11 protein-coding genes are annotated in these 15,244 nt (G+C 49.3%); 6 read left to right on the forward strand and 5 right to left on the reverse strand.

From position 1 onward, the window contains the following. Positions 1 to 86: 86 nt before the first annotated feature. Positions 87 to 923: an NYN domain-containing protein gene (locus tag H9I36_RS04540; RefSeq protein WP_187384191.1), complete on the forward strand. Its 837-nt coding sequence runs from the start codon at positions 87 to 89 to the stop codon at positions 921 to 923. Positions 924 to 961: 38 nt separating this feature from the next. Here the strand turns inward: H9I36_RS04540 and H9I36_RS04545 are convergent, their stop codons facing one another. Both H9I36_RS04545 and H9I36_RS04550 read right to left on the reverse strand, forming a co-directional pair. After that, a complete protein-coding gene (locus H9I36_RS04545) occupies positions 962 to 1,828 on the reverse strand; it encodes an Rpn family recombination-promoting nuclease/putative transposase (RefSeq protein WP_187384192.1) in 867 nt (288 codons plus the stop codon). 198 nt (positions 1,829 to 2,026) lie between these two features. Further along, positions 2,027 to 2,356, reverse strand: coding sequence for a YhbY family RNA-binding protein (locus H9I36_RS04550; RefSeq protein WP_187384193.1), 330 nt, complete (start codon positions 2,354 to 2,356; stop codon positions 2,027 to 2,029). A 256-nt stretch (positions 2,357 to 2,612) separates the two neighbouring features. Between H9I36_RS04550 and H9I36_RS04555 the strand changes: the two genes are divergently transcribed. The 3 genes from H9I36_RS04555 to H9I36_RS04565 are packed head-to-tail and all read left to right on the forward strand — an operon-like array spanning position 2,613 to position 8,263. Then, on the forward strand, positions 2,613 to 3,884 hold the full coding sequence (locus tag H9I36_RS04555) for a TolC family protein (protein WP_187384194.1): 1,272 nt from the start codon (positions 2,613 to 2,615) through the stop codon (positions 3,882 to 3,884). Positions 3,885 to 3,920: 36 nt separating this feature from the next. Beyond that, a complete protein-coding gene (locus H9I36_RS04560) occupies positions 3,921 to 4,844 on the forward strand; it encodes an efflux RND transporter periplasmic adaptor subunit (RefSeq protein ID WP_187384195.1) in 924 nt (307 codons plus the stop codon). Then, positions 4,841 to 8,263 (forward strand): PG0541 family transporter-associated protein, encoded by a 3,423-nt coding sequence (locus H9I36_RS04565; RefSeq protein ID WP_187384196.1) that lies wholly within the window; start codon positions 4,841 to 4,843, stop codon positions 8,261 to 8,263. The genes H9I36_RS04560 and H9I36_RS04565 overlap by 4 nt, the downstream gene beginning before the upstream one ends. Before the next feature lie 32 nt (positions 8,264 to 8,295). Here the strand turns inward: H9I36_RS04565 and H9I36_RS04570 are convergent, their stop codons facing one another. Further along, positions 8,296 to 9,366 carry an MraY family glycosyltransferase gene (locus tag H9I36_RS04570; protein WP_187384197.1) on the reverse strand — a complete coding sequence of 357 codons (1,071 nt, stop codon included), beginning with the start codon at positions 9,364 to 9,366 and terminating at the stop codon, positions 8,296 to 8,298. 135 nt (positions 9,367 to 9,501) lie between these two features. Beyond that, positions 9,502 to 11,100 carry a hypothetical protein gene (locus H9I36_RS04575; protein WP_187384198.1) on the reverse strand — a complete coding sequence of 533 codons (1,599 nt, stop codon included), beginning with the start codon at positions 11,098 to 11,100 and terminating at the stop codon, positions 9,502 to 9,504. A gap of 80 nt (positions 11,101 to 11,180) precedes the next feature. Here H9I36_RS04575 and aroA point away from each other — a divergent pair, with 80 nt between their 5' ends. Beyond that, positions 11,181 to 12,575 carry a 3-phosphoshikimate 1-carboxyvinyltransferase gene (aroA, locus tag H9I36_RS04580; protein ID WP_187384199.1) on the forward strand — a complete coding sequence of 465 codons (1,395 nt, stop codon included), beginning with the start codon at positions 11,181 to 11,183 and terminating at the stop codon, positions 12,573 to 12,575. A 196-nt stretch (positions 12,576 to 12,771) separates the two neighbouring features. Here aroA and H9I36_RS04585 read toward each other — a convergent pair whose 3' ends face one another. After that, on the reverse strand, positions 12,772 to 13,080 hold the full coding sequence (locus tag H9I36_RS04585) for a helix-turn-helix domain-containing protein (RefSeq protein ID WP_187384200.1): 309 nt from the start codon (positions 13,078 to 13,080) through the stop codon (positions 12,772 to 12,774). A gap of 133 nt (positions 13,081 to 13,213) precedes the next feature. Between H9I36_RS04585 and H9I36_RS04590 the strand changes: the two genes are divergently transcribed. Further along, on the forward strand, positions 13,214 to 15,244 hold the full coding sequence (locus tag H9I36_RS04590) for a site-specific DNA-methyltransferase (RefSeq protein WP_187384201.1): 2,031 nt from the start codon (positions 13,214 to 13,216) through the stop codon (positions 15,242 to 15,244).

A 15,244-nucleotide genomic window follows, 5' to 3' on the forward strand; every position in this document is an offset into this window, starting at 1 on the left:
GCAAAATACAGCTGTTTTTATCGTACATATTTTCCGTCAGCGCAGCCGTACTTACAATCGACGGAAAATATGCTATACTCGTTGTCATGGTAGATATAGACGAACAAAAAAAGATCGCAGTGCTCATAGACGCGGAAAATATTCCGCACAATAAATTGCCGGCCATCCTCGAAGAAATGGCGGTGCACGGACACGTCATCACCAAGCGCGCATACGGCGACTTTTCGAGCGACAAGCTGCGCGCCTGGAAAACCGTTTTAAATGAAAACGCCGTTTTGCCGATACAGCAGTTCAGCTATACGCAGGGAAAAAACTCGAGCGATTCGGCGATGATCATCGACGCGATGGATTTGCTTTATACCGAAAAATACGATACGTTTGTGCTCGTTTCCTCCGACAGCGATTTTACGAAACTCGCATCGCGCCTTCGTGAATCACAGGAGTATGTGTTCGGCGTCGGCGAAAAGAAAACGCCGGTGTCGTTCGTAAACGCGTGCGACGAATTTATCTATATAGAAAATTTGCACGGCGTCGAAGATTCGTCGCTGCCGGAAAAAGTCGATGCCGCACACAAGCGGCGTGCAAAAGTAAAGCGAGCGGCTCCCGCAGGGGGAACGGCTGCCGCCGGCGCTACGGTCGGCGTCAACGCGGACGGCGACACGATGACCGACAAGCAGTTTCGTCAGATTTACAAGCTGCTTACAAACGCGTACGAAAAGTACGCCGACGATACCGGCTGGGCGCCCGTCGCTGCGGCGGGTTCGCTGTTTAAGCGGCAAAACCCCGGTTTCGACACGCGCGATTTCGGATTTAAAAAGCTGTCGGATTTGATCGCTTACCTCGACGACGATTTTGAAATGAAAGGTTCTGGTTTAGGCGGCCGCGGCGGAAACAAAATATACCGCCCCGTCGAAAAAGAATAATTAATAAATCGAGCGGCGAGCTTGGAAAATAAATAATATTACAGTTTTTCGATTTCCGCTTCCGAGAGACCGGTCATAAGGAGAATCTCAGAGAGCGGGTACTTGCGTTCAGCCATCAGCTTTGCCGTTTCTCGTGCTTTTTGATACGACCCCGCGGCGATGCCGTCACGTCGACCTTGTAAAAGTCCGTCTCTTCTGCCTTTGCGTATTCCCCGTTCAAAACCGATCTTTTCACCCAGCTGTGAACCCTCTCTTAATAAATCATCTTTCCAAATATTCAACGACATATACCAGCTCCTGAACTTTTCGTTCCGTTTCGCTTTTTCGACAAGCGCATCGATGTGCTGCGTAAAACCGCTCGTCGCCCGCCTCTCGCAAAGATACTTCAATAAGGCGCTCAATTCAGGCTCATCTTCTTTACCGTAGGCACCCACATTATAAAACACTTTATACGATTTGTCATCAAGAAAAAGCGTGCCGTCGGCGGTACATACGTTGCGGAACTCGTAGACGGGTAAGCCTTTGCCGAAGGGATCCTGCGTACAGATAAAGATGACGTAGCTCTCTTTCAGTTCGGCATAGCTTTGTCCTCTCAAGAGGTTATCGACATCCATAAGGCTTTGGTAATAGCGAGTGCGTTTGGGAAGAGAAGGCGGGATCGATGTTTGTATTTCTATATCGAATACGCGCTCGGGATCTGAGACATAGACGTCGAGACGTATACCCTTACTTTCGTAAAAGGGAGCAATCGTTTTTTGTAGGGATGGATATTCGATTTTACCTACTTTGATATGCAGGAGCCGTTCGATGACGCCCTTACAAATCGCTTTGTTTTTCATGACCGTGCCGAACATAAAGTCGTCGGTAAAGGAGAGTTCGTCGACGGGTTTATGGGTATATTCCATAGCTGCACCTTCGGTTATTGAGATAGTGCGGCAAGGAAGCCGCTGATCTATATATCGCCGATAAAGTGATAAATTACGCGGTTTTTAAAGAAATGTATAAGAAATAGGCTCGTTTTTTTCGAAATTTTCCCGTCGTTTCGTATATCAACAGAATGATAAACCTTGAAAATGGGAGCGCCGTATCGCTTGACGATGTTTTCAGATGCTTTGCTTCGCTTTCGCTTTTTCGAGCGCTTTTTCGTATTTTCTTTCGTCCGCTTTTTCTGCAGGGCGGTACAAAATCGCTTTGTTGCCGATGACGCGCACGAGAACGGCGGAGCACGCTTTTGACAATGAAGCGGCGAGGTCCCGTTTTTCGTCTTTGAATTCGTTGAAGCTGATTTTAATAAGTTCGTGAGCGGCGAGCGCGGAGTCGGTCATTTTTTCGACCGCTTCGGTAACGCCGTTTTGTCCGACGATGACGACGCTTTGCAGGGGCTGTGCATATTTTTCAAGGATTTTTCTCTGCTTGCTTGAAAGTTCAATCATGTTTGAAATACTAGCGGTATTCGCCCGATTGCGCAACTGCATAAATACGATGTATAAACGCGATGCGGCTCTTATTAATTTTCAGTGAAAATCAACAACCCTGGCGCAGCCTCGCAGCGAAGCTTCAAGCGGCGTCGAGGTATTAAACCCTCCGCACGAATAACAATTTTTTATTTCAGAATAACGATTTGTTTTTGCAATCCGCTTGTAACCTTGTTATAGTTTAATTTATAATAAAGCTGTAGAGGATGGCGGTATGACTTTGAAAAAAACGGCAGCAGTGATTTTCTGTGCATCTCTTCTTGCCGGTGCTGTATCTGCCGAAGAGCTGACGGTGGACAGCGCGGTGCAATACGCGATCGAAAACAATATCTCCGTGAAAAAAGATAAAATCACGCTCGACGCACTCAAACGTGCAAAAAATCATTCGTGGAACGGCGTGAGTCCGAGCGCGTCCGTCAGCGCCAATATGCTTTTTCCCGCTGCGGGTGATGCGCGTCAATACGATTACAATTTATCGATTCAAGGCTCTCTCAACTTTGCGCTTTCCCCGTCCCTCTATTCGTCCGTAAAAACCGCCGCTCTCAATTACGAAAACGGACTGCTTACCTACGACGAAGCTCTGCGCTCGATCGAACTCAAAGTTCGCAGCGCGTTTTATCATCTCCTGTACGAGCTTGAATATATCGAACTGCAGAGGCGCAATCTCGAAACCGCCGGCCGGCAGTACGAGCAAAATATGAAAAAATACAAAAGCGGTCAGCTTTCGGAACTCGATATGCTGACGAGCCAAGTAAAATACGAACGGTTGAAGCCGGTACTCGAATCCGCCGAGATAACCTTTGCCAACGATTCGGCATCATTCAAACAGATGCTCGGTCTCGATCAGTCAGCCGAACTCGCGCTTTCCGGTTCTCTCGCCGCCGCTTGTTCTTTCGGCGATATAAGTGTCGAAGTCGATGCGGAAGATACGCCTGTGATTCGCACCGGAAAAAACAGCGTAAAGATTGCGCAAGCGGCATTGCTCGCGCGGAGATTTGCCGCGTGGGGGCCGACGCTGAGCGCGGGATGGACGTACGGCAAATCGAAGACGAATATCGCGGATGATTTTTCGACGACGAATGCGTTTTCGGTCGGCGTTTCGATTCCGCTCGACGGATACCTTCCGTGGTCGAAGGGAGCCGATTCCGTTGCTTCGGCAGCGGACAGTCTGAAGACGGCGGAACTTACACTCGAAAACAGCCGTACGACGCTTGCGGTGCAAATCGATAACAGCGTCAAACAGATACGGCAGATACAGTCGCAGATCGCATCGCTTCAGGCAAATGTCGGCTTGGCGCAAAAGTCGTACAATATGACGAAAGACGCATACACTCACGGTTCGCGAGATTTACTTACGCTGCAGACTGCGGCGGATTCGCTTTTGAACGCGCGTACGGATCTTGCGCAGCAGGAATATACGCTTATTACGAAGATGCTTGATCTGGAATACACGCTCGGCGTTCCGTTCGGCTCTTTGGGCAAATGATTAATAATTATTAATTATCGAAAGGAAAATGATGCTATGAAAAAATCGACGGTGATCGTAATCGTTGTACTTGCTGCGGCTTTGGGTGTCGGCGGCTATGCTTTCTACAGTACGCGGCATACGGCTGCGATGCGCGGCAGGGCGCCCTCTCAAACGGTTTTGACGGTACGTACGCAGGTTGCGGAAGTCGTAACGCTGCACGACTATATCAATACGAACGGCGACATAGAAGCGGTAAACTCGGTCACCGTGTATCCCGATATCGGCGGAAAAATCGTGAGCACGAACGTAACGCTCGGCTCTCCCGTCCGTCGCGGGGACGTGATTGCCCGAGTAGATCCGTCCGAGCCGGGCAGCAGTTATACGCTGAGTCCCGTGCTCGCTCCGATCAACGGCAGCATTATTAAAACGCCGCTCAAAGTCGGAACGAAGGTTACGACGTCGAGCGCAGTTACGACGATCGGCGATATTGCGAGTTTGCAGATCACCGCGAAGATCCCGGAGCGCTACGTCGCTTCTCTCCGCACGGGATTGAAAGCGGAGATATCGCTTGAAGCATATCCCGATGCCGTGTTCGCCGCAACCGTGACGCACGTGTCGCCGGTACTCGATGTCAACGCGCGCACGAAAGAGATCGTTTTGACATTCGACGAAAACGATATGCGGATCAACGCAGGCATGTTCGGCAAAGTGAAATTGTATACGCTCGACTACGAAGGAGCCGTCGCCCTGCCGTCGGATGCGGTCGTTACGAAAGGCGATAAGCCGTATCTCTACGTCGTCAAAAGCGACGATACCGTCGAACAGCGGGAAATAACGCTCGGACAATCGGTTGACGGCGTCGTGCAGGTTTTGTCGGGCATAGAAGAAGGAGAACGCGTCGTCGTCGAAGGCGGGCAAGTGCTTTCGAACGGTGTGAAAGTGCGCGACATATCGAGCGCGGTTCGAGGTAAAGAATGAGTTTATCGCGGAAAACGCTCGAACATCCCGTTCTCGTACTCATCGTATTTGTGCTGCTCGGCATCATCGGCATATCGAGTTTTAATAATATTGCAATCAGCCTCTTTCCCGATATCGACAGTCCCTATGTCATGGTGTTGACGACTTATTCGAACGCCGGCCCGGAGTCAGTGGAAAAATCGGTGACGAAAGTGCTCGAAAGCAGTCTCATCAGCGTCAACGGACTCAAAGAGCTCACGTCATCGTCATCGGAAGGTTCGAGCATGGTGTTTCTCGAATTCGATTACGGAACCGATTTGGAATCGGCTGTCAACGACGTGCGCGATAAACTCGACCGTGTCAAACGTTCATTGCCCGACGGTGCATCGACTCCGAGTATTTTTAAAATGGATGCGTCCGCCATGCCGATCATGCGTATTGCGATGCGGGGAAACCGTTCGACGGACGATCTTCGGCAGATAGCCGAAGACGACGTTATCGATATCCTCGAACAGACGGACGGCGTCGCCGAAGCGAGCGTTTCCGGCGGACGCGCGAAAATCGTCCGTGTCGAAATCTCAGAAAACAGGCTTGCCGCTTACGGTCTCAACATATCTGCCGTATCGTCCGCGCTCGCAAAGCAAAACTTCGAACTCGGCGGCGGAAAGATCACCGAAGGAAAAATGAATTACGTCGTGCGCACGACAGGCGAATATTCGTCCGTTGCTGAAATAGACGATACCGTTATCACAACGGTGAACGGATACGACGTAAAGCTCAGCGATATCGGAAACGCGTTTATGGGCTACGAAGACGCATCTTCGACGGTCTACATAAACGGGGAGCCGGGCGTTTACGTTTCGGTTACAAAGCAGTCCGGTACGAATTCGGTGACCGTTGCAAACGCGACGTATAAAAAAATCGAGCAAGTGCAGGCGCTCCTTCCGTCCGATATTACGCTTGAAATCATCTCGGACGATACGACTGCGATCCGCGATACGATCAGTACGCTCGTGACTTCCGCGTGGCAAGGCTTGCTGCTCGCGGTTATCATTCTGTTCTTTTTTTTGCAGAATTTTAAAAGCACGCTTATCATTTCCATATCGATTCCGCTTTCCCTTGTCATTACGATCATGTGTATGTCCTTTGCGGGGATCACGATCAATATCATGACGTTGACCGGTCTCATCCTCGGCGTCGGTATGATCGTCGATGCGTCCATCGTTATGATAGAAAACATCTATGCGTACCGATCGCGCGGTGCGAAGCCGAAAATCTCCGCGGCACTCGGTTCGCAGGAAATGCTCATGTCCGTCGTTTCCGGAAACCTCACGACGATCTGCGTATTCGTTCCGTTTTTGTTTTTTCTCAAAGACCTTGAAATGATGGGGCAGATGTTCAAGGGGATAATATTTACCGTTGTCATCGCGCTCGTGTCGAGCTTGTTCGTCGCGATTTTTCTCGTACCCGTACTGGCCGGCAAATTTTTACCGCTTTCAAATAGAGCGGAAAAGCCGGTACGAAACCGCGTTTTAAAAGCGATGTACGCTTCGTTTCAAAATGTCATAGATGCTCTTACGAAAGTGTACCGCAGGGGATTGAAGAGCGCTCTCGATCACCGGGCGGTGACGATCGTCGTGAGCGTGAGCGTTCTCTTTATGGCGCTCGCCCTTTTCCCGACGCTCAAAATCAATATTATGGGGCGCGGCGGCGGAGACGACAGCGTGACGCTCAACGTGACGATGCCGACAGGAACCTCGCTTGCGGAAACGACGAAAGTCGTGCAAGCCTTTGAAACGATCACAAAGAATGAAATACAGGGCTATACGACGCTGATCATGAGCGTCGGGACGGGCGGCAGACGGTCGAGCGCGTCGACGTATACGGGTTCGCTTTCGATCCGCCTTCCCGAAACGAGTAAACAGGTCGATACATCCGAAACGATTCAGAAAAAGCTTCGCGCGCACTTCGACGAATTTGCGGACGCGCAGCTTTCGTTCGGCGCGGGTTGGCGCGGTCAGATTTCGGGAAGCGATATCGTCATAAAGGTTCGTTCGGACGACCTTGAAACGGCGCTTTCGGTTTCCGACAAAATAAAAGACGTGATGGAAAAAATCGATGCCGTAGGGGAAGTGACGATCGACACGAAAAAAGGTTTGCCGCAAGTCGAAGTCGTCATCGATCGACAGCGGGCATACGCGTTCGGCGTCGACGTTACGACGGTTGCGCGCGAAATCAATTACGCGATGAACGGCGTTACATCGACGGTATACCGTTCGAACGGCAAAGAATACGATGTCGTTGTCATGTACCGGCCGGAAGACCGCGACAAAGTGTCCGACCTTGAATCGATTTATGTGAGAGGCACGAACGGCATGGTGAGCGTTGCGAATTTCGCTTCGCTTAAAAAAGGGCTCGGACCTGTCAGCATCAATCGGGAAAATCAAAGCCGCGTCATAGAAGTGTCGGCCGATATCATATCCGATGAAAATGCGAACGTCGTCGAAGATGAAATCAAGTCTCGTATCGCCGATACCTTTGTCATTCCCGAAAACGTCACCGTAAGCTACGAAGGTTCGTGGAGCGACGTGCAAAAACAGGGGCGCGTTTACGGTTTGATCGCTCTTATGGCGCTGCTTCTCGTGTTCGGCGTTATGGCCGCGACTTACGAATCGTTTAAAGCGCCGCTCATCAATATGATGACGATCCCGTTTTTAATAATCGGAGTCGTCTTTATCTACAAGCTTACCGGACAGACGCTGTTGATGACGTCGATGGTCGGCATCATCATGCTCGTAGGTATCGTCGTCAACAACGGTATCATCCTCGTCGACTATACGAACCTTCTCATCGACCGCGGCATGAAGATGAAAGAAGCGTGCCTCGAAGCGGGTGCGAGCAGGCTTCGTCCCGTGCTCATGACGACGCTTACGACGATCCTCGGTACGCTTCCGATGTGTTTCCAATTCGAAGGAACCGCTCAAATGGTACAGCCGATCGGCCTTTCGATCGTCGGCGGTTTGACGTCGAGCACTTTCGTCACGCTCTTTATCATTCCCGTGCTCTATTCTCTTGTCATGAAAGAAAAAAAATCGATCGATACCGGTGCCGCACAGGCTGTCACGGACTTCGTTCAAAGCGGAGAAGCTGTCGATATCGAAACCGATAACGTGCAGGCCGGCATCGTCGCAAATCAATCCGTCGAAGACGATATCGTCGAAACGCTCGAACAGCTTATACCGGATATCCGCTATACGATTATTCCGACGGTGAACGGTAGAGGCGGTGACAACTATAAGCTCGGAACTACGACGTGGCCCGAACAGAATTTTATGATGATCGCATATATGAAACGAAAAGATGTCGCGACGATTTCGGCGGCTGTTCGAATGCTGAAGAAAAAATTTCCGAAAGAGGGGATAAAGCTCTTTCTTATGTGATTGTCCGCGCGGATGTGCATGTATTCGAAGCGTCAGCGCACTTTGAAGAATATGCCGATCAGCGCTACCGTTATGAGCAGCTGCATGATGACGAATTTGATAAGCACTTGCGTCGGCGACCATCCGCGCTTTTTGCGCATTTCGTCGTGCAGCGGAAAACGGATGTCGTTGAATATGCGTATGTGAAAAAAACGGAGCAGCGCAACTTTTAATAATCCCATGCCGCCGTTTATAGACATGATCGTCGATGTCGCCAAAATCAAAAACGGATTGCCGCCGACCATAACGCATACGCCGATAAAAAAACCGAGCGCGCGGCTGCCGGCGTCTCCCATGAGCACTTTGCTCGGATACGCGTTGTGCCATAAGTAACCCATGAGGGAACCCGCGAGCGCAAAATTTATAACCGCCCAGTTTGCACCTTTCGGCAAATGCGGTACGAGCAGGTATTCGGCTATATCGACGTGTCCGAGCACAAAGTAAAAAATCGTTCCCATCGTGATGAGCGCGATGAGCACGAGCGTGCCCGAAAGCCCGTCCACTCCGTCGGTGCAGTTCGTCGTATTGATCGATGCCCACAGCATGACCGTACACACGATGATATATACGGCGACGTTTACCGCAACCGGATGCGTGACGAAGGGCAGCCAAAAATGGACGCACCCGTCGGGCGATACGCTTTTGAAACAATAAAAAAGCAAGAGCGCTTCGGCGAGGCTTACGATAAAGTCAAGCAGCGCTTTTCGGTATTCACCCCAGCTCGCCGTGCTTTTATCGTCGAAAAATCCCGTGAGCATCATGATCCACGTCAGCATAAGCGTGCCGCCCTGCAGGATCGTAAGCGGTGTACATAAAAATGCGATGACGATGAATACCGAAATAAAGACGATACCTGCACCCGTCGGCTTTCCTTTCGAAACTTCCGCGCTGAGCGTAAACTCTCTGCCTCTGTCGTGCGGCAAACGGTCGTAAAAACGCGGCAAAAGGCGCATCGAAGCGATAAAGCCCGTATAGAGCGCGAGCGTTATGAGCACCGTGTACGATTGGAGGAGCCTTGCCGGCCCGAAAAATTGCTGCAGGTATGCACCCAAATAATATATCATTTCAACCTCGATTTTATTAATTAATAAATCTACTCCCGAATTTTATGCGTGCGGAGGGTTTAATACCCCGACACCGCTTGAAACTTCGCTGCGAGACTGCGTCGGGGTTGTTGATTAAATTAAACCGCTTCACCGTCAACTGTCGATTTCAGCGCCCGTAAAAACCATCGCGATACCGTGTTCGTCGCAAAAGGCGATCGATTCGGCGTCGGTGTCGGTACCTCCGGGCTGCAGGATGAGGCGTATACCGCTCTTTGCGAAACGGTCGAAACCTCCGTCAAAGGGCAGCGCGCTGCCGCTTACCAAAATTTCGGCACGCCGAGAGCCGTTTGTTGACACGCTTTGCATATTGTTTGCCGCCCGATTGATTGCGGCAAAACACGCGTCCGCCGGTGCGAGCGCCGCGCAGCACATGCCGACCGTTGTCATGTTTCCGATGACGACCGCCGCATCGTGTTTTGCACCGAGCATGACGAGCTGCCCGAATGCCGCTTCGTCGGCTTGGATCTGTGTCGGGCGCGCCTTTGTGACGACGTTCCACGAGTCGAAGAGCGTAAGCTTGTCTTCTTCGACGATGAGGCCGCCGTTGAGCGAGCGGATAGTGTACGATATCGTCGCCGGAGTCGACATCGTGATCAGGCGGATATCTTTCCGTGCGGCCAGCAGCTCCTTTGCTCCCGCCGTAAAGTCCGGTGCGACGACCGCCGCCAAATTCGATTTTAATAATTCGTTTGCGGCGCTTTCGTCGACGACCGCGCTGAATCCTGCGACGGCGTTGTCGAAAAACGCTTTTCTGCAGCCGGACATCTTTTGAAAAGATTCGGCCGAGTTCGAGCCGAGGGCTGCGCTGATCGGAATGCCGTGCTTTGACGAACAGGTGAATACCGATTCTGCGGCGGGTGTAAAACGCATTTCCGTTTCGTTTCCGTTGTCACCGTGTTCGGTCACCGTCGGCGGCTTTTTTAACAACGCGGAAAAATTGCTGAGGCTTTCCCATACCGCATCGATGTTGACGTAGAGGCTGTACAAAAGTTCTCCGCCCTGATTTTTCCGCAAACTGTCGAGTGCGCCGCCGTGCAAAAGCGTATAAAGACATGCCGAACGGTGCGACTGCTCTTTGTTTATAAGCTCTTCGGATTTTTTATACGGCAGCATAAAATAGCGCGGATAGGATTTATCTCCCGCCTGTTGTAAAATCGCGTTTCCCGCTGCTGCGGTGCAGGCCGAAACCATATTGAACGCTTTTGCCGCAAGGTAGAGCCGGAACGCTTCGGAAATACTTTGTGTTTCTATTTTAACGATCGCTTCTTCATAATCGACGGGATCGGTAAGCACGATTATGTTTTTATAATTTTTGCACGCCGCCTGAACGAACGACAAGGCGCGCATATCGATTTTGTCCGCAACCGAATCGGATGCTTTATAATTTTTACGCGCATGGGATACGGGTTCCAAATTTATGCAGACCAAACGGATCGCGTCCGTTTCGTCGGAATGACCGTATTCGTTTTGCCGCCCGCTTGCGGCAAGCGATTGCAGCGTCGCCCCATAGTCGCCGAAAGTGCGGGGCGAATCGTCGAAAACGGATACCGCCGTGTACGCGATATCGGCGTCCGTGAGCAGCTTTCCGGTTTGTCCTGCCGACAGAATTTCCCAATCCCGTTTTACAAGGCATCGAGCAAGGGGCATGAGATTGTCGGTGTCGTCGGTATACAAAAGCGCCCGATTTTTCATATTCGAAATAATAACATAAAAAGTACCGGTGCACAACAACGGTATACAATTCGTCCGAACTTGTGTTAAAATAATAAACTATGGATATCGTATCGAGTAAACGAAATCTGCGCGGATCGATCACCGTTCCCGGTTCGAAAAGCCACACGATACGCGCGCTTTTGCTTGCAGCCCTTGCAGACGGTACGTCGCATATTTTCAATCCGCTTCCGAGTGCCGACTGCCTGTCGGCGAGCCGTGCGATTCCTCTTATCGGTGCGGATTTTCATTCTGCCGATTCGGTGTGGACGGTTTCCGGCGCGGGGTGCCGCGCTCATCTTCCCGACGATGTCGTCGATGTCGGGAACTCCGGATCGCTTTTGTATTTTTTATCGCCGATCGCGGCGACCTTTCCCGGCTGGAGCGTTTTTACCGGAGACGAGTCCATTCGGAAGCGCCCCGTTTCCCACGTTGTCGATGCGCTGCGGCAGCTCGGCTGCGAAGCCTACGTTTCGCGCCCCGATACCGATGCTCCTCCCCTTATCATCCGCGGCCCCCTTTCAAAGCGGAAGGTCATCACCGACGGAAGCCTTTCGCAGTATGTGAGCGGCATGATGATGGCGGCTTCTCGCCTCGAGGGTATGCTCGATATTACGCTTACAAATCCTAAAGAGACGCCCTATCTTTCGATGACGCGCTTGTGGCTCGAAGAGTTCGGTGTGGAAGTGAGCGTATCGGACGACTTCAAACGCATTTGCGTAAAGGGAGGCGTCACGCTTCCGCATTTCGACAAAACGATTCCGTCGGATTGGGAAGCGCTCGCATTTCCTCTCGTCGCTTCTCTCATATCCGACAGCGAAATAATAATTAACAATATAGACGATTCGGGCAGTCAGGGTGACGACGCGATCGTGGATGTGCTAGAATCCGTCGGTGCGGACATCGAACGCGACCGCATACGGCATACGCTTACCGTGCGCGGCGGAAAATGCGCGCGTTCCGTAAAAGGAGAAGTGCCCGGCAGGTTGTCGGCGGAAAAATTGCCGCGTGGAGAATTGCGCGTGAATATTTCCGGTTTTCCCGATGCGATCTGTGCGCTCGCCGTCGCCGCATCGTTTATCGAAGGGACGACGATTATAGAAGACGTCGGCGTGTGCCGTAAAAAAGAAACCGACCGAGTCGAAGTGATGAAAAGCGAATTGACGAAACTCGGCGTCGAAATCGAAGCCGAAGCTGATTGCCTCGTGATTCACGGACACGCACCGCTCAGCGCGTCCGGCGAAAAAAACGATGCGTTTGCGATTCACGGCGGTACGGTCGAAACATACGGCGATCACCGCGTTGCGATGGCGCTTTCGTGTTTCGGTTTCGGACTGCCCGAGGGCGAGGCGATTACCGTAAAAGACGCCGAGTGCTCGGCCGTTTCGTTCCCCGATTTTATCGATGCGATGAACGGCATCGGTGCGGGTTTCGGTATAAGCGCAGCTTCGTCATAGGCAAGGCGATTTTCCGCCGCGTCCGTTTTTTAATGTCCAAGTTGCGTAACGAACATTTTCTGCGGATGCAGGGTATTTGCAGAAAAAAATGTATTGAATCGCATGGAAGAAATTTGTACTGTGCAAAATTTTCTGAAAGATCGCATATTAAATCAAGAAGACTGTCCGAAAACGAAAGTTTTTGGGCAGGCGCTATTCAATCTGCAACAGGAAATTTATTTTCTATCATCTCTCGGACTTTAGGCAACAACTCTTCATCAAAGAATTTCCGCATATCTCTGCGGTTTTTGCTGGCGTTGCGTAGGAACAAGTCTGCCGGATGGATTTCAAGGGCCTCCGCCAGTCTGCGAATCAAGTCAAAAGAAGGTGTCGTTTTTCCCGCTTCAATTCCGCTTATTGTACTTTTGCCGCACTCGCAAATACCTGATAACTCCAACTGCGACAAAGAGTTCCGATTCCTATAGAAAATCAAATTTTCCGCAAATTCCGATTTTATGTTACTCACTGCTCGATAATAATCGACTTTTTATCTAAATAATTCTAAATAATAGACCGATTTTGTAATAAAGTCTAAAAAATAAACTTTATAGCATTAAAAGACGAAATTTTAGACTTTCAATTATAAAACGGAGTTTTCAATGCAGACCGACACACAAAAATACAACGAATCAATAAAACCGAACAGCAAAGAAATTGAAATCTTAAAAAAATATTTTCCGCAGTGTTTTTCAAAGCCGGCGACCGACGAAAACGGCACTGCCACAAAAGAACATTTTGACACGGAAAAACTTGCAGAACTTTTGAACAAAGACGAAGTAGATATAAAAAAAGAAGGTTTTACGCTGAACTTCCTCGGGAAAAGTTATGCCCGCTATCAGGCAAATCTTGACAGCGAAACGGTGATTGTGCCGGACGAACAGAATGCGCATATTCAAAGCGAAAATGTGTACATTGTCGGCGACAATCTGGACGCTCTGCAGCACCTTAAATATTCCTACGCCGAAAAAATTAAATGCATTTATATCGACCCTCCCTACAACACGGGCAAGGAAGATTTTGTTTACAACGACAAGTTCGGTTTTACGGCAAAAGACTTTGTCGAAAAGCTCGACGTAACGGAAGAGGAAGCGGAGCGTATCTGCAGCATGAACGGGAAATGCACCCATTCCGCATGGCTTACTTTTATGTATCCGCGCCTTGCCCTTGCACGTGAACTTTTGCGTGATGACGGCGTGATTTTTATCAGCATTGACGACAACGAGCAGGCGAACTTAAAGCGGCTTTGCGATGAAGTTTTCGGGGAAGGGAATTTTGTTGTTTGTTTTCCTAGAGTTACAAAGAAAGGTGGGAAGTCGTCTGATTCAACAGCAAAAAATCATGATTATGTTTTGATGTATGTAAAAAATTATCAAAAAGCTAATCTTGTCGGGGTTACACATACTGATGATAAATATTGTAATAAAGATGATTTTTTTGAAGAACGAGGTTTTTATAAATTAAACCAAACTTTAGATTATGATTCTTTAGGCTATGTTCAATCTCTTGATTATCCGATTGAAATTGCTGGAATGACATATTATGCAGGTGGAAGTGAAGACGAATACGAAAAAAGACAGAAAGGACTTCACGGACGTGCAGACTGGGGATGGAGATGGAGTAAGGACTTGTTTGAATTTGGATACAAAAATGGTTTCATTGTTAGTAAAAATAGCGGTGAACGCCCCAGAATATACACAAAAACTTATCAAGGTGTAAAAATTCAGAAAATTAACGGACAATATAAAGTTGTAAAAATTGAAAGAACAAAACCTCTTTCTACACTTGAATTGATAGAAAATGAATTTTCAAACGATAATGCTACAAAAGCTATTGTTGATGTAATAGGTAAAGGTGTCTTTGAATATACAAAACCTCCGGCATTAATTAAGAGGCTTCTTAATTTAGTTGGAAAAACAGATATTCCAGAAATATTATTAGAAAACTTAGCCTCATGTTCCACTTCCGACATCATCCTCGACTTTTTCTCCGGCAGTGCGACAACCGCCCACGCCGTAATGCAGCTCAATGCTCAAGACGGCGGTAGCCGCAAATTCATCATGGTTCAGCTTGATGAACACGTAAAAAAAGGCAGCGAGGCGGAAAAAGCCGGATACAAGACAATCGACGAAATCGGTCGCGCGCGTATCCGCCGCGCCGCTGAAAAAATCAAAGCGGAAAATCCGAAGACAAAAGCGGACTTAAGCTTTAAAACTTTCTACTTGAAATCAATGCCGCAAAACACGCTCGATAAAATCAAAACATTCAATCCGAACTCTCTTTTTACAAGCGACGGCGACATTGTAAAAACGCTCGGCGAAGATACGCTGTTTCAAACGTGGCAGATAAAAGACGGATTCGGTTTCAACTGTAACCGACAAAAAATCGATATTGCGGGCTGCGCCGCGTATGTTTCGGAAGATGAAAAAATCGGAAAATATCTGTATTTGCTTACGGGAATGGAAGAAGAATCCGTCAAAGAGCTTATTCGTAAAATCGAAAGTTTTGAACTGACCGTCGATAAAATTTTCGTCTACGGTTATTCTTTCGATTTTGACGCGCTTAATTCGCTTTCGACAAATCTAAAGACGCTCAAAAACCGCAACCCCATTGAGCCGATCATAAGGTACTGA

Source organism: Treponema sp. Marseille-Q4130, from assembly GCF_014334325.1.
Taxonomy (GTDB): Bacteria; Spirochaetota; Spirochaetia; order Treponematales; family Treponemataceae; genus Treponema_D.

What these genes read in the sequence shown, in the direction of transcription:
- H9I36_RS04545 (WP_187384192.1), bottom strand. Translation starts at nt 1,828, where the DNA reads ATGGAATATACCCATAAACCCGTCGACGAACTCTCCTTTACCGACGAC.
- H9I36_RS04555 (WP_187384194.1), top strand. Translation starts at nt 2,613, where the DNA reads ATGACTTTGAAAAAAACGGCAGCAGTGATTTTCTGTGCATCTCTTCTT.
- aroA (WP_187384199.1), top strand. Translation starts at nt 11,181, where the DNA reads ATGGATATCGTATCGAGTAAACGAAATCTGCGCGGATCGATCACCGTT.
- H9I36_RS04575 (WP_187384198.1), bottom strand. Translation starts at nt 11,100, where the DNA reads ATGAAAAATCGGGCGCTTTTGTATACCGACGACACCGACAATCTCATG.
- H9I36_RS04550 (WP_187384193.1), bottom strand. Translation starts at nt 2,356, where the DNA reads ATGATTGAACTTTCAAGCAAGCAGAGAAAAATCCTTGAAAAATATGCA.
- H9I36_RS04540 (WP_187384191.1), top strand. Translation starts at nt 87, where the DNA reads ATGGTAGATATAGACGAACAAAAAAAGATCGCAGTGCTCATAGACGCG.
- H9I36_RS04570 (WP_187384197.1), bottom strand. Translation starts at nt 9,366, where the DNA reads ATGATATATTATTTGGGTGCATACCTGCAGCAATTTTTCGGGCCGGCA.
- H9I36_RS04560 (WP_187384195.1), top strand. Translation starts at nt 3,921, where the DNA reads ATGAAAAAATCGACGGTGATCGTAATCGTTGTACTTGCTGCGGCTTTG.
- H9I36_RS04565 (WP_187384196.1), top strand. Translation starts at nt 4,841, where the DNA reads ATGAGTTTATCGCGGAAAACGCTCGAACATCCCGTTCTCGTACTCATC.
- H9I36_RS04590 (WP_187384201.1), top strand. Translation starts at nt 13,214, where the DNA reads ATGCAGACCGACACACAAAAATACAACGAATCAATAAAACCGAACAGC.